General features: G+C 57.7%; 12 protein-coding genes and 2 pseudogenes. 2 read left to right on the forward strand and 12 right to left on the reverse strand.

What is annotated here, in order from left to right; all coding sequences use genetic code 11:
* Nucleotides 1-60: 60 nt before the first annotated feature.
* From LB524_RS18570 to LB524_RS18605, 8 genes and pseudogenes are all read right to left on the reverse strand, one after another.
* Nucleotides 61-678: a hypothetical protein gene (locus tag LB524_RS18570; RefSeq protein WP_224529047.1), complete on the reverse strand. Its 618-nt coding sequence runs from the start codon at nt 676-678 to the stop codon at nt 61-63.
* 421 nt (nt 679-1,099) lie between these two features.
* Nucleotides 1,100-2,404 (reverse strand): HlyD family type I secretion periplasmic adaptor subunit, encoded by a 1,305-nt coding sequence (locus LB524_RS18575; protein WP_224529049.1) that lies wholly within the window; start codon nt 2,402-2,404, stop codon nt 1,100-1,102.
* The gene (locus LB524_RS18580; protein ID WP_224529051.1) at nt 2,404-4,149 is read right to left on the reverse strand and encodes a type I secretion system permease/ATPase; all 1,746 of its coding nucleotides are present in this window, start codon (nt 4,147-4,149) and stop codon (nt 2,404-2,406) included. The genes LB524_RS18575 and LB524_RS18580 overlap by 1 nt, the downstream gene beginning before the upstream one ends.
* Nucleotides 4,150-4,177: 28 nt before the next feature.
* Nucleotides 4,178-11,296, reverse strand: a complete 7,119-nt coding sequence (locus LB524_RS18585; protein ID WP_224529053.1) for a calcium-binding protein — start codon at nt 11,294-11,296, stop codon at nt 4,178-4,180.
* Between the two features lie 75 nt (nt 11,297-11,371).
* Entirely contained in the window at nt 11,372-12,370 is a 999-nt protein-coding gene (locus LB524_RS18590; protein WP_224529054.1) for a hypothetical protein, read from the reverse strand.
* Nucleotides 12,371-12,969: 599 nt separating this feature from the next.
* Entirely contained in the window at nt 12,970-13,200 is a 231-nt protein-coding gene (locus tag LB524_RS29110) for a DUF3363 domain-containing protein (RefSeq protein WP_224529056.1), read from the reverse strand.
* A gap of 297 nt (nt 13,201-13,497) precedes the next feature.
* Nucleotides 13,498-14,050, reverse strand: a pseudogene (locus LB524_RS18600) (type VI secretion protein); the annotation flags it as partial.
* A 554-nt stretch (nt 14,051-14,604) separates the two neighbouring features.
* Nucleotides 14,605-15,682: pseudogene (locus LB524_RS18605) on the reverse strand (IS110 family transposase).
* Between the two features lie 525 nt (nt 15,683-16,207).
* Between LB524_RS18605 and LB524_RS18610 the strand changes: the two are divergent.
* Both LB524_RS18610 and LB524_RS18615 read left to right on the forward strand, forming a co-directional pair.
* On the forward strand, nt 16,208-16,684 hold the full coding sequence (locus tag LB524_RS18610) for a transposase (RefSeq protein ID WP_224529059.1): 477 nt from the start codon (nt 16,208-16,210) through the stop codon (nt 16,682-16,684).
* Between the two features lie 83 nt (nt 16,685-16,767).
* A complete protein-coding gene (locus LB524_RS18615) occupies nt 16,768-18,288 on the forward strand; it encodes a hypothetical protein (protein WP_224529061.1) in 1,521 nt (506 codons plus the stop codon).
* Between the two features lie 95 nt (nt 18,289-18,383).
* Here the strand turns inward: LB524_RS18615 and LB524_RS29025 are convergent, their stop codons facing one another.
* The 4 genes from LB524_RS29025 to LB524_RS18635 form a co-directional block, all read right to left on the reverse strand.
* Entirely contained in the window at nt 18,384-21,047 is a 2,664-nt protein-coding gene (locus tag LB524_RS29025) for a S8 family peptidase (protein ID WP_224529063.1), read from the reverse strand.
* Between the two features lie 116 nt (nt 21,048-21,163).
* Nucleotides 21,164-22,105 carry a trypsin-like serine protease gene (locus LB524_RS18625; protein ID WP_224529066.1) on the reverse strand — a complete coding sequence of 314 codons (942 nt, stop codon included), beginning with the start codon at nt 22,103-22,105 and terminating at the stop codon, nt 21,164-21,166.
* A 62-nt stretch (nt 22,106-22,167) separates the two neighbouring features.
* Nucleotides 22,168-23,148, reverse strand: coding sequence for a hypothetical protein (locus LB524_RS18630; RefSeq protein ID WP_224529069.1), 981 nt, complete (start codon nt 23,146-23,148; stop codon nt 22,168-22,170).
* Between the two features lie 235 nt (nt 23,149-23,383).
* Entirely contained in the window at nt 23,384-24,037 is a 654-nt protein-coding gene (locus LB524_RS18635; RefSeq protein WP_224529073.1) for an acyl-homoserine-lactone synthase, read from the reverse strand.
* Nucleotides 24,038-24,081: the final 44 nt, after the last annotated feature.

Below are 24,081 nucleotides of genomic sequence, written 5' to 3' on the forward strand. Positions count from 1 at the left end.
CACGAAGTTCATGTCTTGGGCCACAGCGTACAATGACTTGCGCCGTGCGGTTTTGGCGTGTCAGGAGACCGCTACATCGCCACGGTACTCCGCCGCGTCTTCTTCTTCCAGCGCCGCTACCAACTTGACCGCGGACTCCCAATGTCTGGCCACGTCGCTCCGCGTCCTTTCCCGGCTCTGGCGACCAACCGGCATGCCTCCTGCAATCGCCTTCAAGTCACGCAGTACGGAAGCAATATGAGGCCACGGGAAATCGGTAGGGTCACCAATATCTCGATCAGCGCCAACGATCATCTCGAGCTTGGCGATGACACCGACGAGCGACGTTGCCGCGATGACAGGGATAGAATCCTGAAGCTTCAGAGCTTCGGTCATCGCAAAGACCTCAGCCTCTCGCGCCACCGCATAGTCCCCTAGACGACAGAGAGTGCGCGCCGATCGTCCTTGAACTCGCGTCGGTGATTCTGCGGTCAATACCTGAATTCCGGTATTGACGATCATTCGTGCCTCCAACTGCTGTTGCACCCGACACAACAGCAATGAGGCATATCGAGCGCGTTGCCACTCGCTCCAGCGGCTCAAAGCGGAATCTATGGCTTGGGAGGCCAGACTGTCAGGCTCATCGCGTTGCCGGCCGATGACGAAAGGCAAAGTCGTGGTATTGTCGGAATCAGCCATGATCCGAGCTCCAAACAGCTTGGGTTGTGGTCAGGCCGAGCGACGTGTTCGTGCACGTTGTTCGGCCACAAAACGCAAACCACGATTTACGTACATACCGTACATTACGGACATATTCATTGTCAAACACGCCCGATGCTATTGATAACAAAACTGAGCGCTTCGAACTGCGGCTCACGAGTGACTTGCTTGCGCGCGTTGACGAATGGCGCCGCAATCAGCCCGACCTTCCCACCAGATCGGAGGCTTTTCGACGACTTGTCGAGGCTGGGTTAGGCTCCAAGATAGCCGGCGACCCAACGTAAGGCTTAGCATTCGAGCGGAAGATAGCAATTGGATTGACGGCGCGCGGCGCGCCGGCTTGCGTAATGGTACTGTCGAGAAGTGGTCGCCACTCCGATCACCCAGAAGCCAAGAGGCCTTACTCTTCCCGGAACGCCCTTGCTATCTGATCGGCCAGCGGTTTCACGAGATAGGACATCATGGTGCGGCTGCCGGTCGAAAAGAACGCTTCAACGGGCATGCCTGGCGTGAGTGTCAGGCCTTTCAGCTTTTTCAGCTCTGCGCGCGGCAGGCTGACGCGAGCCGTGTAAAAGGCCGCGCCACTTCGTTCGTCGACGCTGAGATCGGCGGAGATTTCCTTGACGACGCCGTTCAGTTCCGGCGTCACGCGCTGGTTGAACGCCGATAGCTTCAGTGTCACATCCTGACCCAGGGAAAGCTGATCTATGTCCTGTGGCGCAACACGGGCCTCGACGGTCAGGTCATCCGCCACCGGCACCACCAGCATGATCACCTCGCCCGGTGAAATGACGCCGCCGACCGTGTGGACGGCGAGCTGGTGGACCACGCCATTCTGCGGGCTGCGGATGTCGATGCGTTTGAGTTGGTCCTCGGCCGAAACCTTGCGCTCGACGAATTCGGAAATCTTGCCCTGCACGTCGCGCAACTCGGTCGCGACTTCGCTGCGCAGATCCTGATCGACCTGGATGATCTGCAGCCGGGTTTCGGCGATGCGGCCTTTGGACTGCGCGATCGACGCGGTCAGCTGTCCGTGCTCGCCGTCGAGGCGGACGGCGTCGCGCTCCAGTGCTGTCAGGCGATCAATCGAGACCAGCTTCTGCTGCCAGAGTTTGCGAATGCTGTCGAGCTCGGTGCCGATCAGCTCGATCTCGCGGCTCTTGGCCTGCCGCTGTTCTTCGAGCCCCGAGGCCTCCTCGCCCAGTTGCGCGATGCGTTCTTCCAACTGAGCCTTCTGGCCGGCTCGCGCCTGCCGGCGAAACTCGAACAATGACTGTTCACCCGCCATGGCACGTCCAACTGCGGGATCATCCTGCCTCGAGGTCAACGAGGTCGGAAAGGCGATGGCGGCATGGTCGTCGCGCTCGGCCTCGAGACGGGCCAGACGCGCCTCGAATTCATCGAGACCCTTGGTGACGATTGCCAGATTGGCGCGGGTTACGGTTTCGTCGAGACGGATCAGGACTTGGCCGGATTTCACGGCATCGCCTTCATGCACCAGAATCGTGCCTACCACGCCGCCGCTCGGATGCTGCACTTTCTTGACGCTGGAATCGACAACCAGCTTTCCCGACGCGATCACGGCACCAGACATTTCTGTGACCGCCGCCAGGCTGCCGGCGCCGCCGACGAGCAGTATGCAGGCGGCGACCCCACCGAGCAGATAACGCCGAATGGTCCGATCGATGGTGGGAGCGCCGGCCATCAAGATACGTTCTCCTCGGCCGCGGGCACGACCTTCAGGGGGACGCTGGCCGGCCGGGTGACCTTGTTCAGGACATCGTTCTTCGGACCGAAGGCCTGGACACGGCCATTGGCCATCACCAGCACCTGATCGAGGCTTGCCAGCGCGCTGGGGCGATGCGCCACCACGACGGCAATGCCGCCACGCGCGCGAACGTCCTGGATCGCCTCGGTCAAGGCGGCCTCGCCTTCCGCATCGAGGTTGGAATTGGGTTCATCGAGAACGACCAGGAACGGCTCGCCATAAAGAGCGCGCGCCAGTGCCACCCTTTGCCGCTGGCCCGCCGACAAGGCAGATCCCGCCTCGCCGATGCGTGTCTCGTAACCTTCCGGCAGATGGACGATCAGGTCGTGCACGCCCGCCGCGCGGGCCGCGGACAATATCTTGTCCGACGGTGCCTCGGCTTCGAAACGCGCAATGTTTTCAGCGATGGTGCCGTCGAACAATTGCACGTCCTGCGGCAGATAGCCGACATGTCTGCCGAGTTCTTCCGGCAGCCATTGGTCGAGCGTCGCGCCATCGAGCCTGACTGCGCCGCGCGCCGGCTGCCATATGCCGGCAATCGCCCGCACCAGCGAGGATTTGCCGGAAGCGCTCGGCCCAATGATGCCGAGGCCGGCTCCCTTTTCCAGCACAAAGCCCACATCCTGCACCACCACGCGCCGTTCTCCCGGCGGGGTGACGCTAATGCTCTCGACCACAAGGGTATCGATCGGTGCCGGCAGCGAAACCGTCGCAGCCGCCTCGGGCAGTAGCGCCAGGAGTTGGGTCAGCCTCGCCCAGGCCTGGCGGGCGCCGACAAAGCCCTTCCAGTGCGCGATCGCCAGTTCGATCGGCGCCAATGCCCGGCCCATCATGATGGAACTGGCGATCATGATGCCGCCCGTCGCTTCCTGATGGATGACCAGCCAGGCACCGATGGCCAGGATGCCCGACTGCAGCATCATGCGCAGTATCTTGGAAATGGTGCCGAGCGTGCCGGCAAGATCGCTCGCCTTCGCGTTGGTGCCGAGATACTCGGCGTTGATGTCGGCCCAACGGCCGGCAATGCGCGAGCCAAAGCCCATCGCCTGCAACACTTCGGCATTGCGCCGCGTCGCCTCGGCCAATATGTTGCGCGCCGCCGCCTGGCTGTTGGCTTTCCTGGCCGGCTCGCGCGTGCGCGCCTCGGCAAGCAGCGTCAGGCCAAACAGGATGATCGCACCCGCCAGCGCCGTCATGCCGATCCAGAAATGGAAGAGGAAGCAAATACCGAGATAGAGCGGCATCCATGGCAGGTCGAAGAGCGCGGTCGGACCGGCGCTCGATAGGAAGGACCGCACCTGATCGAGATCGCGCAGCGACTGCAGGCCATCGCCGGCGAGCTTGGTGCGCAGGGGCAGCCGCATGAGCGCGGCATAGACCTGACCACTCAGGCGGGCGTCCAGGCCCATGCCAATGCGCACCAGAAGACGCGATCGGATGAGCTCGAGCACGCCCTGGAAGACGAAGAGCACGCCGGCGAACACCGCAAGTCCGACCAGCGTCGGCACACTGCGGCCGGGGATGACGCGATCATAGACCTGCAGCATGAAGAACGAGCCGGTCAGCGCCAGTATGTTGACGACGCCGCTCATCAGTGCGATCCCGGCGAATGCACGACGAAATGAACCAAGAACCGCCGCGAGGGTTGTTCGCGGCGGCACTGATGGAGCGGACTGCGGCATCGCCTTCACATGAATTCCAGTTCAGGCATCAGGCGGCGATGAACTGGAAATCGTCCTGATGAAGATTGGCTAAGGCAACATTCTTCAGGGTGACGACATTGCTGGCGTCATGCGTGATGACCGTGTCGGCGCCGACTTGAGAGGCTGCGGCAAGCACCGAGGCAAAGTCGGCGAAGACGTCGTTTTCGAACTCAATGACATCCTCGGTCCCGAGACCCGCGACAAAGTCGTTGATCACCTGGTTGCCGAAATTCGGGCCGAAGACGAACGTATCGCCGCCTTCGGTGACTTCGATCGTGACCTGGACGCCATTGGGAGTCATCGTCTGGTCCAGGTGATCGGCATCGTGCAGGCCATAGGTAAGCGTGTCAGTGCCAACAAATCCTTCATCGGGCTGATAGACATAGGAATCCGATGCGCTGCTCCACGAGACGGTGCCATGTTCCGGCTGCACCCAGATGTAGTGCTCGGCATTGGCCCCGGTGGGAATGACATCGTTGGCCATCAGGTTGAGGATGATCGGCGTGTCTTCCCTGGTCGACAATGCATCGTCATTGCCAACCCATTCGTTCGGATGGGTCTCGGCCTCGGTGACATCGATAGTCACATGCACGCCATTCGGTGTCATGGTCTGATCGAGATGATCCGCGTCGTGCAGACCATAGGTGAGCGTATCGGTGCCAGTAAATCCCGCATCCGGCTCATAGATGTAGGAGTTGTCGGCGCTACTCCAGTAGACCGTGCCATGCTCGGGCTGGACCCAGATGAAGTGCTCGGCGTTGGCGCCTGACGGAATGACGTCGTTGGCCATAAGGTTGAGCACAAGCGCCGTGCCTTCGGTCGTGGAAAGCGCATCGTCGGTGCCGGTCCATTGCGCCGGCTGGGCCGACCCGATCGTCAGCGACAGCGTGTCGGATACCTGCAGGACACCGTCGGACGCCGTGATGGTGACGTCGATCGCGCCTTCGGACCCTGACGGCGGCTCGCCCGACAGCGTACGCGTAACCGCATCGAAGGTCAGCCAGGACGGAAGTGCCGATCCGTCGGCCAGTTTGGCCGACGGCGTCAGCGATTGCCCGTCCGGATCGGAGAAGGCATCTGCCGGCAGGACGACGCTGAAAGACGCGCCTTCGGCGGTTTCATAATCCGGCAGCGCATTGGCAACGATCGGCGATCGATTTGCCGGCGTGCCGGCCTGCATTTCGGTCCTGGCCCAGACTGCTCCGTTGTCGAACTCGACGGTCTCGATGCCGTGCTGACCGGAATTGGCCGCCGTACCGGTGAGCACGATCTGGCCACCATCACCCGCACCAGCGCTGCTCTCGGCAATGGCCAGGATTAGATCATCGCCCGATGTCTGCACCGTCACTTCATATGCGTTTATGCCGTGAAGCACGATGTGATCCGACCCGCCGCTGCCGGTGTTGCTGTCAACAGCATCGTTGACGATGTCGTTGCCATCGCCGCGGCTGTAGACGTAGGTATCGTCGCCGTCCCCACCGACCAGATTGTCGTCACCCGTGCCGCCAATCAAAGTGTCGTCGCCAGCTCGCCCGTAAAGCGTGTCGTCACCTGCGCCGCCGTCTAGCGTGTCGTTGCCCGCCACGCCTACCCTCACAATCGCGCCCGAATCGATGCCAACAGAGACGTTCAGTTCATAAGTCTCGCCGGCGGGGACGACGTCGTGATCCTCGTAGCTCCCCACCACGATATAGTAGGTTCCATCGACCGAGGCAGTGAAGGTCAGTGACGAATCAAGACTTATGGTGGAACCCGGATCCCCGCCATTATCGTCTGAGGATAACTCCTCGGAACCGTCAGCCCGAATCAGTCTGATGTAAGTGTCCAGATCCCCCGATGTATGGTCGATATCGGCGGTGATGGTCTCGCCAGCCTTCAAGATGATCTTGTAGTAGCCGGCGGCGCCATTGCCGGTTGCGTTGACCGTGGAATGCGCCACGGTGGTCGAATCCGCGATCTCGCTATCAGCAAGGGTGGAGAAGCTGTTGCTGATATCGTAGGCATTGGCGATCGAATTGTTGGCCGCCGTCGAAGTCAGCGTCGCATAGCTTTCTCCAAGGCCGACGCCGACGACCACCTCGGGCGCGAAATCGCCGTCGATCGTATCGTTGCCGGCGCCGCCGGAGATCGTGTCGCCGCCGCCCTGGCCGACGAGCTTGTTGTCGCCGGCATCGCCGGTCAGATGATCGTCGAACGCCGAGCCCGTCAGGTTCTCAATCGAGATAAAGGCATCGGAGCCCTCACCGCTCGAAAGGTTGGCCGCAACTGCTTCCGTCCGGGTGTGGTAGGATGCCGTGTCGAAACCCTCACCGCCGTCGATCTGGTAGCCGTCGCTATCCGTGAAGACAAAAACATCATCGCCGTTCGACCCGGTATAGGACTCACCATTTTCCGATCCCACCAGGATCGTCATGCTCCCGCCCGGCACCTCGCCCGCCTCGATGCTGATCCGTGCAGAGTTCCACTCCTCGCCGTTCGAAAATACAATCTTCTCGATACCTGCATCAACGGGCTGAACATGGAACTGATTGCGTATGGTGATCAGTTCGTTGGTTTCAAGGATGCGTATCTGCAGATTATCCCCGTCTACAGAAAGCGCGACTCCGCTTGAGAGAATATCGGTAAATATCAGCGTATCGCTCTCTATATCGTCTGGGTCATCAAACCATGGGTTATACAGGGAGTAGGTATCGTTCCCGTCACCCAAAGCGTAGATGAACTTGTCGTCACCCATTGAAGGGCTGAAATAATCGTCACCCTTGCCTCCATAAAACGTAACAGGCCACAAGCCATTCTCGTAAAGGTTATCGTCGCCGTCGGTTCCGCGTATCCAGGCATTTGCCTGAATATCTGCCTGGTTCCACGATGAACCATCGGCGAATTCGATCTTTTCGATGCCGAAATTCTGATCAGGATCGGAAAACTGGCCGTCGACGGTGATCGTCTCGCCGGTGGAGAGCACTTTGATCGTCAGATTGAAATCATCATGAGAAAACTGCACGTCTTCGGCATTCAGATCTGTCAGCCGCAAGACATCGATATCGGTGACGGAACCGTCCTCATCGTTGATATGATCGTTGCCGTCACCGGCTGCATAGACGTAGGTGTCGCTTCCCGCGCGCCCCTTCAACACATCGGCGCCCAGACCGCCGGTCAGCGTGTCATTGCCTTCAAGGCTGATGATCGTATCGGCTGCGGTGGTGCCGGTTAAAGAATTATTCGCTTGGTTCCCCATGATGGCACCAGCAGCTGCGCTAAGGAAATCCGCCCTGTCCCAACGCGCGCCGTCAGCGAAGACGATGCTTTCTACCCCTCTTGAGGAGCCGAGCTGTTCTAAGATGGTGATGGTTTGGGATGTTTGAAGGTCGGTGATTATTAGATCTAGACCCGATTTTGTTAGCACAACGTCGTTCATATTGAGGTCGATGAGCTTAAGCGTATCGGTCCCCGAGTACAAAATATTCCCGCCATAATCGTCTATGCGGTCGTTGCCGTCGCCAGAAGCGTAGATATAAGTATCGCTACCTGACCAATCCCAGAACGTATCGTCCCCCTTTCCGGCGTCGTAATTATCATTCCAGTTGCCGCTTTCAATGCTGCTTCCTGTTAGATCGTCGTTTCCCGTAGTGCCGCGAGTCCAGGCATGGGCGGTGATATCTGCCTGGTTCCAGGACATACCATCAGCGAAGATGATTTTCTCGATGCCCCAGTTTTCATTTTTCCAGAATTGCTTTTCGACGGTAATAATCTCGCCCGTTGAGAGGATCTTCACTGTCAGGGTCGTGTCTTGCCGCGCAAGCTGAATGTCGTCCGCATTGAGATTGATCAGCCTCAAAGTGTCGACGTCGGTAAGGTTTTTTGTGCCTTCGATCACGTCGTTCCCGTCGCCGGAGGCATAGACAACCGTGTCGCTGCCGACGCCGCCATTCACCGTGTCATTGCCGCCATCACCCTGCAGCGTATCGTTGCCGCCCAAACCAGTGAGGGCCTCACCCGTGGCGGTCCCGACGATCGTGTTGTTTCCGGCGTCGCCATGAATGCCGCCACGCACAAGGTTGACGAAGTCCGAGCGTGTCCACACCTCGCCATCGGCGAACACGATCTCATCCACACCGATCAGACTGTCGACGGAATTGGAGAGCGAACCTACCAATAGGATCGAGCCGCCATTGCCGGCGCCAGGGGCGCTCTCGCTGACAGTAACGGTCACGTCGGTCCCGGACAGGCTCAAATTGACGTCGGCCGCCAGAATATTGGTAAAGACAAGACGATCGCCACCCGTCACATCACCCGACCATAGCCCTTGGTCGAGAATGTGGTCGTTGCCATCGCCGCGCGCGTACAGATAGGTGTCGTCGCCGGCGTCACCGCGAAGCGTATCGTCGCCATGTCCTCCGACCAATGTGTCGTTGAGGAGTCTCCCTTGCAGAATATCGGCTTGGTCTCCCCCCTGCAGCAGCGGGCCATCGTCGACCAGCGAAGCTAGTGCGGGATCGTTACCGGTGGCTGCGTTGAGGGCGTTGGAGACGACAACTTCCCACGTCCAGCTAGAATCGTAGAAATATTCATACTGAATACCTTTAAGGGCGATCAAAGCCTTCTGTACGTATTCGGTCCGCTCAGCTGCGCCACTTGGCATCCTATCAAAGACCGACTCTATCCAGAGCACGCTAACGTGCAAGCGGTCGGCTTCGTGATCGTAGCTTACCGGCCATTGCGATCCAAACGGACTGTTCTCGATCACTGTCGGATCGATCCCAAGCGTGAAGGCGCTGACCGCAGATTGGCTTATGAACCGGGTAAGCAGTGTATTCAATGCCTGGTCGAACGTCTCCTCGAGGGTTCGCTCGAAGGAACTCGGTATCGTCTCTGGAAATGGGCTTCCAAAATACTTTTCGAGAAAGGCCCTATGTCGCGAATCGAGGTAGGAGCCTTCCGGGCTAGCGGGAACCCCATCAACGCCGGCCCACTCCAGCAGAAGGGCTTCGAACGACGCACGGATGTCGTGCGCTGCACCCGTGTAGAGCTGAAGTACCAGATCGGATGCGTGCTCCAGAAGCTCCCCATCCAACGTCATGGCGTACGCCAAATCGGGGATCAGTCCATAGCCCTTCAGGTTCGGCAATTCCTTTGCTTGGTTAGAGGCGACAAAGCCTTCAGGGGGAATCCAGTGCGTGACGGTGTTGTCGACGCCGAAATAAACCGCCGCCGCCGCCCCTGTCGTACCATCGCCTGAAACGTAGGAACCGTCAAACGCAACAACATTGCCGCCCTGACTGCGGCCATTGGCGCTGTTCGCAAGATTAATTGCCGATATGTTGTACGATGAAAGAGAAAACAGTTCGCCAGCATCGGAAACGCCATCACCATCCAGGTCGCGCCAAAGCTTCAGTGTGCTGAACACGGAATCGTCGGCATCGATGCGGCCGTCATGATTGGAGTCGAACGCGCTCAGGGCGGTAAAACCATCCTGGGTCTCATTGCCAAATAGCTCAGAGGCACCATCAACGACGGAGTTACCATTCGCATCCCGCACCAGGAACGCATCATCCGACGCAACCCAGCCAGTTTTTTCTGCAAATCCATCGCCTTTGAAGTCGAAATGAGTATGTGAGTTAGCAAGCGAAATAAGCTCAACGCCATCGCCATCAAGGTCCAAGACTAAGGGATCAATGGGCGGTGAGGGTCTGTACGGCGGCCATCGCGAAAGCGGGTTCTGCTCCAAGGAAAGGGTAATTCCGAGGTCTCCGTTCGAAAAATCCTTAATGGTTACCGACCCCGAGCCAAAATCGATGACCAACACATTGTCTGTCAGCGTGTAGACATTTCCGAACTTGTCCTTATACGCTGCGGCGCCCTCGCTCTTCGTACCGCCAAAAAACCGCTCATCGCCAAGATAAACTGCACCGCTGCCGTCGCTGTCGCGAACAGTGTCACCATCGCCGATCTTGTAAGTGTCGAAGCCACCGCCGCCAATCAGGTCATCAGCGCCGCCCAGGCCAGCCAATACATTGTTAGAGCTGTTGCCGACGAGCGTATTCTCGGCGTCGGTCCCGGTAATGTTCTCGAAGTTCGATAGCTGGTAGAAGGACGTCCCGCCGCCGACATCCTTGGTACCAAAACCCGCAAAACCGATCGACAGATCGACCCAGGCTCTTTCACCGGTATCGTAGAACGTCAATGCATCGTTGCCGTCGCCGGCGTCCAGAACACGGTTGTAGCTGCCGCTGTTAACGCCTATTGCGAAGACGTCGTCGCCACCTCCCGAGTTGATCCGGATATCTCCGTCGTACGCATAGACCGCAGCGCTGTCGGCAGCCGCAGTTCCCTCAATGGTCTCAATGTTTGTCAGCGTGTCGAGGCCCGTGTTGTGGGATACGCTGATACTGCTTTCAGTTGCGTCAATATGGACTGCACTCATCTGGCTATAATCGACCGTATCAGGCCCGCCACCTCCGTCTATGACATCCGATCCGCCATTCTGGATGATTGTATCGGCCGAAAGTCCTGTGTACACGCTGTCAGAGAAATGACTGGTCGCTATATGATCGCTGCCAATAGTTCCTGCGATTGCCACTCCTTGTGAGTATGTGGAAAAGTCGAGGTTCGTCCCGAAACTAAGCCCCATCTCTTCCATCTGATCAAGGATGAAAAGCACGCCCTCGTCGATCAGCGCTCCAGCCAAGATCGCGCCAGAGGCGGCTGCAGCGCCAATCAAAACAACCGTGCCCACCGTTGGCACTAGCACCGCTGAGCCTGCAATAACCGCCCCTGAGAAGGCAACAACGGCCGCTCCAGCAGCAACTGCGGCGGCTGTATCGATCCCGGCCCTGACCGACGCTCGGAAACTTGCCCAGGCCAGCGTAGTTGATGGGTCCGCCTCATACCTCGCCAGTTCATCAAACGATACGGAGACCGAGGTAAACAGTGCAGTCAGCGCCGAGCCGACGGTGGCGAAGGTTTCGGCAGCAGCCAAAAACCGTGAAGCGTCGGCAGCAGTGTCTGCGATACGCGCAGCCTGTCGCAACATATTCTCCTGGGCGGCAAAATAGATGGTCGTATTATTGCTCTCCCGATCCAAATCATTCTTAAGAGCCGTCAGCCGTTCGATGTCATCCTGGTCCATTCGTGCCCTCCGCTGGTAGTTCTCGCCAATAGAGACTGTGTGATCGCTTATTGATGGTTGATATAGAACGCTAAACTAATCACCGCGCGGTACGCGACTTGCTGATCGAAAGATGATCGACATCGCCATATATAAGAGCAGAAGCGTCACCTCTGCGAAGTTAACAAGCGCAAACTGAAGCGCCGAAATAATTCCATTGGAGGCATCCAGAAAATAGAAAAACTCCCCATCTATAGGGTACCTAAAAAATGTCATTCGCGAATGAGGGACGCTCGGCGCAAAGTATGTAACAAATTTGAATACAACAGACCCAACAGAAACCAATGAAAGAATATAAAATGCTCTCCTGATGATCGAGAGATTCTTATCTCCGCTGTCAAGAAATTGATAAATACGCGACTTGACGCTCATCAAATGGCCCGGAAATCTAATAAAATAGTAGTTGAACAATAAAAGAGGAACTAAACTAAAATACGGCGATATAACGAGGGCAAAAATAGCGTTTGCGGAGCTGCTCGTCGAATAGAACTTATTTCCATATTCCGAATATCCGGCAATATTCTCCTTGAAGAGCGATACGTCTTGAATGAGACGGGTGATCTGGTCGCTAACCGGAACTCCAAGGCTCGCAGACAGCGTGGTTGCGAACAACATAGCCACTAAGGACGAAGAGAGAAGGCTCAAGAACACGACATTCGTCGAAAATACGTTCTGCTCGGACGTATAATTTTGAGCAGGAAGCATCTTTACTTTATATAAACAGAACAACAGATACGGGAGCAGCGTAAACGGGAAAAATAACGGAGATATTGCTATCGATCCCGCAAACAAGGTGCAGTCCGTTGCCTGGACTGGGACAAGTTGGCCATGCCTTCCATGAATGCCTTTCCCCCCAGAAATCACCCGCACCAAAAGCAGGGCACCCGCAACGACGATTACCCAACCAGAGAAAAACAGCCAATTGGATTTCATCGCCAAACCTTCAAATGAGGCTATGGTACCGCCTCGACCAGCCAGCCTTGATCTTAGGCCTGGCCCGCCCCGTATAGGCGTGCACAACATCAGCAATGCCAAGCGCGGTGCCCGACACCATATATCTCCGCCGCTTTTTGGGATTGCTGCAGTTGCCGCCGCACTACCCCCGCAGCAAATTCGGTAACACATCCGTGATCGTCTGATAAGAGGCTAGGCGGTATCCGGAGAAGAAAATTTTCGCTATCTACATAAGAATAATCTAATTTACACTTAAGTATATTGTTCTCTTTGGCCGAGAGCCGGCACGGTGAGGAAATGATTGCCACCCGAACTAACGGCAGTAGAGACAGATACTCGGCCGCCGCGTTATGTCCCGCTTGTGACACAAGCGCCGATTCTGGCGGAGTTCTCGTGGGATCAAGTTCTGACGCAACCCACCTTCGGTCTGTTGGTCGCCAATGTCCGCTTTCAGGCGATGGCAAAGCGATCATCTATGACTGAGATTGGGCGCAAGCTGGCGTTCTTATCGTGGAAGATGTAGTCGGCCCTCCCGCAAAGTCAAAGCCCCCAACCCGCTCTTCTTGCCGACCTCCACTCGATGCCGCCGCCGTCGCGGGCCATGCCGGTATGTGCTGGCCGATGCGCTTATCGAGCGCTGACTGCCAAGGCACGAGCTGGAAAGCCGACACCGTCGTCAATCATGCAAACCGGCCAGAGGCGAGCTGAGCCGCTTCGACCAGCCGGCCGCTGACGTGCTCTCCAGTCTGACTCCTCTCCAAGCACAGCCTGCGCTCGGTCACCATCATGCACCCGACGCGGGGGACGTCGTGCTGGTCTAGCCATTGCAGCAAGTTTATTGACGCTCGGATGCGTCCGTCGTCGAGGCTTGGCATGGCCATCTCGACGAGGCTCTGCCGGCGCCGGTCCACCGAGTCACCGGCGTCTCAACCAGATCCGATTTGTGCCAGCGGCGTCCGGTTTGCGAGGTCAGTTCCGGATTGAGCCACGCCGCACGATCGCTGGTCACCTAGTTGTCGAGGTCGAGGAGAGACAGTGTGCGGACGGCAAAGTCTCTGCGCCAGTTACGGGCGTCGTAGGCAGCAACTTATTTGACGAAGTCGTTCGGTACTTCCCAGCAGTCGGGATCGATCCGCTCGACGATGCCCGCGCGCCGCAGCGCTTCGCGTCGACAATGGGAACGAGTAAAGGCGTCGGAATCACCATCGATGGATCTGCGGATTGTCGGTGTTCCAATGATCGACCGCGACCCAGTCGAGTGCCATACCGAGATCGTTCTGCATGCGTCCATGAGATCACGAGTGAAAGATGTCAAGTCGGCCATCTCGACAGCGTCCTCGGCGAGACGATGAAGGGGAAATGATGCCGGTCATCCTTGCAACGCGCGACGAACTCCGTGGTCGACGCTTCGGCGACCTCCGGTCCGAACAAGCGGGCTTTCGCGTGTTGCGTGTAACGCCTCGCGCCGCAGATAGTTGAGGTGGGCCGCCAACGGCGCGCCACGTTTGTATGGCGAACCACGCGGGTCCTGATCGTGGCGACGCGGGAGCGGCTGGTGAGGAAGCGATTGGCCTGAAGGCTCGCTGCCCTGCCCCGCCCGAACCGCGAACTGTTGCCTGTCCCGATCCGGCCTGAGCGCGACACGCTGCCGCCGGCTTTTTGCGCCGCCGCAAGCGCCTGGGCGATGAAGGGCCGCGACGATTGGGCTCGCGTCGAGCGAATGCGGCCCGGACGGACGCGGAAGTCGTGCTCATCGGACACGGCACCCGTCCTCACCCTGCCATTTGCACAGAGGATACAATAATTTGCATGCTCTCAGCACATTGCGCGAAGACGCAGCAATGTTCGGGAAGCGGCAAAAAAACCAGGAAATGCAACCAACCGACCGCAGCACAATGTGCGCCATTTTATCTTGCCATCTTAATCGGTCGTATTTTGCGAGACTTGTTCTCCATCGTCGTTTCTCTCCTAATATACGATAATACACTATTTTATGCTCTATGCCACGATCCCGTACTCTTGCGTCGAGTTCCGATGCGCCGTGCAGTCTTCCGCGCTCCGCGACGGCGTAGCAGCGCTGCTTATTTGCAGCACGGGAACCGTCGTGGCGCACTTTCCATCGGAGTGAACGAAGCATCGTCACAGGCAATCCGGCGCGGTCCGGCCGTCTCGCGATCGGCGCGGCCGTAGGGAAGATAACGTGCGTTCCGTCGTTCCTGGTCTGCATCAGTCCTCATCCGCCGGAGCAGATTCCTTGTGTCAGATGGCGCCCGTCAGCGTGCCGACCCAATGCGTTTCAACTGTCGATCTTCTGCTCATCGATGCGCTCCCAGCAGCTTGCGGGCCTTGTCATTGGCACGCCGGCCGGTATCCGCTTGGCTTGCCGCGGAATCGCCGACATGGAACGTGCCGTCGCTCCACATGGCGTGCATGATCACCGCCAGCTTGCGCGCCACCGCCACGCAGCTTGCGGTGGCAGGAGCGTTTGGCGATCGCCTGGCCCCAGTTCTTGACCTTGTCCCTGCCCTTGAAGCGCGTCAGCATTCCCGATGCCGCCTTGTAGAGCGCACGCCGAACGTCTGCGTCGCCGGCTTTCGAGATGCGTCCCAGAATGTCGATCGTTGAGCCGGACTGCCAGCGTCGCGACGTCAGCCCGAAGTAGACCGCGACTTCGCGCGAGCGGCATAAGCGTGTGGGATCGTCGATCGCTGTAATGAACGAGAGCGTCGTCACCGGGCCGACACTGGGATGGCCATGAAGCGCCGGCACACCTCATTGCGCGCGACTACCTTCACGACGACATCGTGCAGCCCGCAATACTGTCGCCACAGCGCCGCGCGCCATCAGCATGGCGCCTCATCAGCTCGGCCGACAGCGGATCGACCGCCACGGCCGCGCGCATCGCCCGCTCGAAAGCGCCGCGTCCGACCTTGCTCAACCGGATGCCGAACGGCTTCAGCGATTGGTGGATGGCGTTCTCCAGGTCGAGGAACTTGGCCTTCAGGTTGCGCCGGTGCGTCAAAAAAAGCCGCGTCCGATAGCAGCTTTCTGACTTGATATAGGCCTGGCGGAACCGGCCCGTGCGCATCAGATGCGCAATGTCCAGCGCATCCGGCTTGTCGGTTCTGTTGCACTGCGCCGACATCGCGGCGCACACATGAACCGTTTCCAGTCAGATCGCCGGCGGGCGATCGCCACCAGTTCGGGGTGCAGCAAAGACAACGGCGAGCCGGCTTCGTCACCAAGACGTCGCATGCGCTTCGCGTTGGGTTCGAGGGCCGAGCGGTGCAATCAGCGCCGAATAGACGTTTGCAAGAGCATCTCGCCTGCTTCCGTGACCACACAGACCGACGTTTCATCGAACGACACATCGGGGCCCGCCAAGTAGTTCATCTCCCTACCCCCTTTGCGGCATTTGCGGGTCGACAGGATCGGTCCGGGTGCAGGCTAGGAACAAGCCGACGACCCGTCGGGACCAGCGCAAGGATCAACCAGCAACACAGCCAAGTCCTGTCCAACTACAGCGGCCGTCCCAATTGGGCGCCTGTAGGCGCCCTGTTCCTGCACATTTTTGGTAGTGCAATCACGCGTCATGGTGGCGGAAGAAGGCAGAACGCCAGCGCAGCAAGGGCGCCGCCGAAGCGCCCCAAATGCCTCCCCGGTATCGTTGCGGCAAGCGCGCGGACAGCGGCCCGACCGTGCTTGGGGCGCTGGGGCGAGGAACCGGAGCAGCATGGGGCAAGCCGAGTATGCGCGGTGCTCGGGCTGCCGCGACAAGCGTTGCGGATCTGGCGCGATCGGCTCAAGGAATCCCGCGACGAAATGGACTGGCGATCGCTTCTTCATCCGAGAACCCGGGCTCAATCAAGCAGCGCTGCTAGTTGCGTGCGACGGGCATATCTCCCGACACCGGCGGCGGTGGACGGGCGCTCGAACCGGCACCGCTTCAGCGTCGAAGAGAAGCATGCGATCGTGCAGGAGACGGAGAAGCCCGGCGTCGCCGTGGCGCAGGTTTGCCGCCGGCATGGGATTGCCACCTGCATAGTGTTTCGCTTGCGCGAGGAGTTCGGCCTGACCGCCCGCAAGGCGCCGCGACTAGTAACGGTGGTGCTTGCCGATGGCGCAGACAATGAGCCGCCGACGTTCGCAGCGTTGCGCGATCTCGTGCGACCGCTGGAGGGCATGGTGGCGATCGAACTGGATGATGGGCGGCGGGTGTTCACGGCGGCGGGCACCCCCACTGGCGTGCGCCGGAGCGCTGCTGGCGGCGGCGGTTCATTAAAAATTACCATTGATGACGGCCGGAGTTTTATGTGGCATAATAACTCTGCAGGAGGTGAGCGATGTTTAGACTCTTATCTATCTCGGTGTTTTGCGGTTTCGTGCTGGCCATGATACCTGCTCTTGCTCAGGTTTCCGGCACCGAAGTGCATGCACAAGCTTGTCCGAACGGTGTTTGTCCCCCTCGGTGAACCTTCATGACGGAGTTGCTGACATCAACACAGTTTTGGCTTGGAGTGTTTCTGCTTACGTGCTTTCAAATTGGAAAGTATGGCGAACTCGACGAGCAGGATGAGGACTTGCGGCGTTGGTTTGGAGTGATTCCGAACCTACGAGCGAGACACTTCCTTGGGCTTCGATCGTATGTCAGCACGCTCGTGTTGTTCCTACTCCTGACGTTTGCGGCATATCTTCTAGTGTGTCTTCTTTCGCCGTCTTTAATTTCAGGATGGCTCCGTGTAACTGAAGGAAAAGAAAACACTGGTTTCGCGGAAACGATACGATCCGTTCCATATCCTTTGTTTATAGCGGCTGCATTCATGGGTTTGGCTAATCCAGCAATCCCAGGTTTCTCAAAGGTCGCAAACTTAATGCGAGACATATTCCATGACTTGGTTGGGGTGCCAAGGCTTGTAGCCAATACCGCTACCGATTTTTCCGTTGAGTTATGGAATAAACTTTCGACCAGCGATGCGCGACTCGCACAACTCGAAGAATGGACAAAACTTGATTGGCAAAACAAAATACGAGACTATGCGGATATCGCCTTTTATCAAACTGAGCTTTCTAGGCGTGCCGATGAGTTAAACAAGAGTAATTTATCCACAAGTTCAGAGAAGGAAATAAAGGCGTTACTTGAACAAATTATCTATGTGTTATCGATTGCGGCAGTGAGAAAAGGGGGAGGTGCGGCGCTCAGAGGGCTTGCGAAAGACCTAGGTGTGCGAGAGCCTCGATCAAAAAACGTGCCAGTAAGAGGCCTCGTAGCAGGAGCGTTGCTGTCGATTGTGGCGCTCACGATACTTTGGTTTGCTATCCCCCTAGCCGCTCCAATCGTTGACCGCCTAAATGGAGAACAGCGTTTGGATTTTTGGCCCGATGGCCAGGATGCTCTCAAGACATCCGGCATCTACCTGCTAGCCCAAGCTATTCCGATTCTTTTGGCCGCAACAATTCTAATAATATCGCTTTCACCGAACTCAAACACTGAGGATGATAAACTTACGTTACGTGGAATAGTTGAAAAATATTCCCTCACCCTTCTGACGATCACAGGCGTTGTGTTCTTTTTTGATTATGCACAGGTCATATCGGATTATGGAATAAACAGCCCAGCCCCTCCAGAATCGCCCGTGAGGTTTTTTGCTTCGTGGATACCATTTAACGCTCTGCACTCGGTTATTTCTCTTGTTCTATGCGTGGTGTTGCTAAATTATATAGTTCGAGGAGAAATAAGGACTCCTGGTGTTTCATTTTTTTATTTAGTGATCGTGTCAACGGCTGCCGTCATATTTTCATTTTTGTACGCTGTTGCTAGATTGCGTTTTGATTTTGGCAAACCATTGGCGATCGACTATATAATTATTATATGCTTACTTAACACTGTAGCGGCAGCCATTTCGTTGTACTTGTCGCAGTGCATTTGTCACCGCCGTCTGATGAAGTCGGTTCAACCAGAGAATACGGCCCCTCCCCCGAAGACGGCTGCTGCGCCCTAGGATGGGAAACCGGCAATAATAGTGGTGCCTCCGACCGCAGCACGGAGTTCAACTCAAACGCGATCCTCGGCTGGTCTTCCCACGCCAACCGATATCTAGCCCAGCATCTTCACTAAATTGGGAAGACCGGCACCTTGGGCATAGGGATCTCGCCCCAAGTCAACGCAGGCATCCAGCAGGATTTTTTTCACTCGATCGGGATAGCTGATGAATTCTCGTCTCAGTGACAGAAATGCGGCAAGGATACCCGACACGTGGGGGGTCGCCATGCTGGTGCCACTCATCTCGACATAGAATTCATGCCCCACGACGCCTGCTTGCCAATCGTGGCGTGCAGAGAGAATTTTTTCGCCTGGGGCGACAAGATCAGGCTTTCGGCGCCCATCGGCCGTGGGGCCTCGCGATGAAAAATACGAGACACCATATGTGTGCGGGTTTGTTTTATGAACCGAGCCGACAGCGATCGTTTCTTCTAGATTTGCCGGATCCCCGATCGAAAGATCAAGATTAGCCTGGATGTTTCCGTCGCTCGTCGCCAAGACCGCGTAGCCTTCGTTCCCCGCCGCAAGACATATGATTACTCCTTGACGCCACAAGCGCCGTAATTCCTGACACAGCGGCGTGTGACCACACCCGAAGACACTGGCATCAAAGGTCCCTCCTAAACTGAGATTGATCCCTTGTATTACCAGCTGGCCGGCCTCTTCATTGGTTTGTGAGATGATATCAAGCGCCTTGATGATCCAGGCATCGTTGCCATCCCCATTATCGTTGAGGACTTTGAATCCATAAAGCAACGCCTTTGGCGCCATACCGGAATAGGTGATGCCTTCAATTTCCAATTCACCAGCGATGATGCCTGCCACGTGCGTGCCGTGACCGTGACCGTCGAGCGAGCTAAACGCTCCCGGACCAGGCGACAGTCGCTTGGGACTACCGAACTTGGTGCAATCCCACTGCGCCAAGACATTTCCATGTTTTTGGAAATGTGGATGATCTGCGCGTATTCCCGTGTCCAGGACAGCCCAACAGATTTTTCTCCCGTCGGCGCCGTACCCAAGGTTAGCCGGCGCAGCTTGAACGGTATGGATGGAATCCGTGATGAGCGCACGCTTGGCAGCATTGCGCCAAATCCCGTCAATGCGAAGGTCGGCGTAGAGAGACCGCAGTGTCTCGACCTCAAGTCGCGTAAGTCGGGCTGACACAAAGTGGCTGAGTTTTTCGATGGCGGCATCTTCACGCCGCCCACCATCGGCTTCAACAAGTTCTACGATTTTCTTTTCAATGTCTGCCGCAAGGAGTCTGAGCACTTTAGGGCTGGTGGGATCCGGTGCCTTGTCCCCCGCGAGTTGGATTAGTGTTGCGTGCCGGTTTTGCGGCAACGAGTCCTCGATGTCTGTGACAAGATCCTTGGCGATAGCGAAAGGTGCAATCGCCTGATGGAAGCCCGCTCCGACTATGCTGCGGACTTCAGTTCTGACGGCATATGTACGCAGATACCCCGTTCCGGAATGAGGGTGGCGTGGTGAGTCCGTGTTAATGCCAATACCGCTAATATCTACGATATCCCCGCCTTGAATGTCGTCTCGCAGCCGGACGTCGAACGATACTGGATCCAGCCTATCGGCCACATTGATCCACCTACCAACGCAACTAGGCGCCTCGAGCCGACCTCTGGCCCAGGGCCGCATAATGTCTTGGATCTCCGCAAGGCCCAGTGGCGAACCCATGGTGACGAAAAGAGGAACTTCAATCTTACTCGAGTCGAGGCGCCGCAACACGTCGTAGGCGATCAAGGAACCTTGGGAATGCGCAATCACGACGAACGGGCCGCCTCCTGCCGACAGGCGATCTAAGAGCGCCCGTTCCATGGCCTCGCGCCGCGTTGTGTCGAACAGAAAGTCATTCACATCACGCAGGAGGGCACGCGTGAGTTGGCTTGTTACTTGGCGGCGCAGAAACGCCGGCAGCGGCAAGACCTTTGTCGTCAGCCCTAGCGCTGCCGACCGATGATCTCCCCCACCTCCCTCTTCCGACGCGTCATAGGAGCGTTCGTATATCTCCGTGGCGATGGCGCGGAGTCGAGCTTCCCGGTCGGCGTTCCCGTTAGCGAGCGCCTGGATTTCGCGTTCAAAGACCCTATCGTCCGAGGCGTGTTCGCCGCGAGCCAAGGCCATGATCGCCGGTGTGGAGGCCTCGTCGTCCTCAATGCTTACCAAATCGCCGGCAGCACAGGTGGCGTCCAGAGGTGCCGGATAGAAGTCCCTGTTTACCCAATATGCCATACGGCTGCGGTCACCGAGCTGAGTGCCAAAGAGCGCGGTGTCCCACTGGCATTTGAGGACCGAGGCTTTCGGCTTGTTGCCGATGCCATGAACATACACAATGGTGTTCGCGCCTTGCGCGCCGGTCGCTCCGGGCGCAGCGTTCCTGGCCCCCGTCGAGCGCAGTTCCAGCCCGGGTTCGGCGGCAATAGACTGGGCGCCAGGCTGCGGAATTCTTCGTTTATTAGTCCCGATAACCTCTGCATGCAACGTAATGTCGTCGCTTGGTTCCGGTACTCCTTTCCTTCTCCCGGTTGGACCAGACTGGCGAGAAGGCGAACCGCCTTTCGTCGTACTGCCCTGCGGTGCTCTTGCCTGCCGGCTGGCTGATTTGACCCCCGTTGTGTCACCGGGTTGTGGGATCTTTTTCTTCTTCTTCCCGATAACTTTTATTGATTTCCGTTTGCCGGCCGAGTCGCCATTGCCCTCGCTCACCTCAGGTTCCTCCGAATAATAACCGCAAATCAGCGCCTTCGGCGCGTAATTCAAACGTTCTGCCCACCGGCTCACCCGCTAAGCCAAGCCGCCCTCGTGCGTGCAGACCGGCAACCTCACCGCTGCATGACGATCCGTAAATCCGGAACAAGGCTGTAAAGCCACTGCAGTGTGGGAATGGTTCCGACCACCCCATAAATGCCCCCGCGGCCGCAATCGAGACCGGGCTGATCGACGATAGCTCGCGACGTGATGCCAACGAGAATCCGTGGCACCCTGTCTGGAATGAACGCCGGTCCGCCACTATCGCCGTTGCACGTGTCGGCGGCCTCGGACTGAGGGGCCGGGTCAGAAAGGACAAACTCGCCGAAGCGCGCGCAACTAGTCGCTGCGAAGCGCGGTTCGGTGCAGGTATACGATGCAACGGGAACTTCGTTGGAGAAGGCTTCGCCGCTCGTCAAATTCGTCAGCGAGCTGATGCCATACCCAGCCACCGTCAGCTCGGGAGGCGCCATTTTCAGGAAGGAACGCGCAAGGAGGATGCGGGCGAACTGCCGGTAGCCGGGGTTCACAATGTGATCTTCAAGGATCAGCACTGCAAAGTCATTGCCGGGGAGGGTCTGCCAACTGCGAGCGGCAGGGTGAAGCACGATGCTTCGCACAGGAATTAGTATCTTGGATCCAACATCGGCCCCGAAGCCGACGATCGCCCTGCATGGAGCCGGACAGTTTAAGAAGCAGTGCGCGGCAGTGAGGACGCGATTTTCTCCGATGAGAACGCCGGTACAGGCAAAGTCGGTTTGCCCCGTCGCGGCCTGGGTGATTTTTATAAACACCGTCGAAAACCCGTCTGGGTCACAGACCGTCTCACCTGGAAAGACATCGCTGGAATTGATACGGCCGCCGGAGGTCCCGGGATCACGGCAGCGATCCGAACGATTTGCCGCTGCTACTTGGACAAGGTATGCCGCGCCATCCGACTGTTCCTGCGATACAGCGACGAACCGAGACTGCTCAAATGCATTGACCGAGGTCGGCGCCAGAGAAAGCAGAAACATCCATACCAACATTGCCGATCTGCGTCTCATCTGATGCGGGGAGCGATGGTGCACCGTGGGCATTACGTCCCACCCTTGATGAGCGCGCGACAATCTGTAACGTCAGCGCCGAGATTTGTTTGACAGATTGCAAGGTCGTTCGCCCCTGAGTTGTCGATGGCACCAAGCGACCGAGCTCCGGCGGCGATGAAATCGACGTTGCTGCGCACGAGACTTCCCCCTTCCGTGCTTCCGCCGCGCTCCACCTGTAGCTTCAGCAATTCATCCTGCCGTTGCAACAACGTAGTTTCCGCTTGGATTTTCGCTGCCTTTGCGTTTGTTAACGCGGCATTTTGATTGAGGGCCTCCAGTGGTATGGCGAGAGCGATCTTCACTATTTTCAGTCCAACGGTGGAAAGCGCGAAAAGCTCGCTCGGCTTGTTCACGTGAACCTTGGTCAAAGCGCCACTCTGGAACGTCAGCTCAACCTTCTTCTCAACGAATGCGGCTCTGTCCACTGCAACTTGGTACACTTCTGATTTGTCAAACAGCGTTTCATTACCAATAAAGATGGCATTCCACCCGCCCTTCTCACGCCGGTAGATACGCACTGGTTCTGGAGTTGGTTGCCGATAATATATGCCGGGCTGGTTGAGCAGGTGTCGGGCTGGATTGTCATACGCGATATTTGATGAGGGCATAGCGATTGCTGCCCCAGACTTTGGGCAGACTCCAGAGCCAAACGTCGCCTCTCCACCTACGACAATGCAATACCCGGCTTTGGCGAGGCCCTGACGCACATCGCCGGCCTCGGTTGGATCAAGAGGATCATAGCTAGCCGTAAATCCTGCTGCGCCTGGGAGTTGAGCGGGAAGCGATCGCAGGTCACCAGGCAAAGGGGCGCCAGCGGTTCCAATCGTGAAGATTGTTTGAGCAATGTTCACGGCAATGTCGCCGGATCTATCCTTTACGGTTGCGCTGACAGACTTGAGAAGGCCGTCTTCGGCAACCTCCGCAAGAAGGTCGTCGTCTGAGAATGCGCTCGACTGATATTTGAATTTCATCCGGCCGCCAGGGTCGGGCTCGGTCGCTTTGGTAACGACCAAACTCGTCTTATCGGCCTTCACGTTGAAGACCGTTCGCGGAAGGCTGTACGCCGCTTCCGCTCGCCGAGCTACGTGAGTTGGCTCAGCAAGGTCTCCCGAAGATGATACGACCGAGCAGGCCGCCAACCATATCCCGAGACCAGCAAGGGCGATCGGCTTAGTCTGATATGAGAGAAAGGTCGGTGGCCCCAGATTATGCATTAGAGAGGACCCTTCGACCGGCAACAAACGGCACCTGCGTGCCACGCCGCACTAGCAGCGAGTGATTGATGCCGAGGATCTTGCGGACACTCGCAAGCGCAGTCTCGTTCACTTCGATGTAGGCGACGATGTACCACTCGCCGTTCTCTTCCCTGGCCATGCCGAGCGGCTCCGCACGCCATCTGAGCGCACCATGGTGGGGCATGAAGTAGGTTTCCTGGACGCCGCCCACTGCGCTGAGGCCCTCTTGAAGAGCGTACTCCATCACGGCACAGCACAACTGCGTCAGCGTGCCACGCAAGCCAGTTGACCGCTTGTCAGGGACGACGAAGGTGCGCGTCCATTCGGCCCAATCAGGGCGCCTGGGGACCCCCGATTTCTCACACATATGAGGAAAGACCTCCGAGACCATGTGCGGCTCGGTCGTTGGGATCAATCGAGCAGAGGTCACGACTCGACCGTCTTCGAGACCTAGAAGGTAGGTTGCTGTGTCGGTATCGAACTGGTCTCGTTCGCGCCCATCGGGACTCGGAGGGCGCCAGCCTTTCTGGTGCACGAAGAAGTCGTGCCGGCGGCGCAAAAACTCGTCGAACTCGTTTTCATAGAGGTGCTTGTTGTGCGCATTGACGACATGCACGGTTATCATAGAGCAACCCCCCTTCCTTCCCGAAGGGAACAGTTGCAGCCCTC

Origin of the sequence: Mesorhizobium sp. ESP6-5 (genome assembly GCF_020164695.1) — a bacterium.
Classification (GTDB): domain Bacteria; phylum Pseudomonadota; class Alphaproteobacteria; order Rhizobiales; family Rhizobiaceae; genus Mesorhizobium; species Mesorhizobium australicum.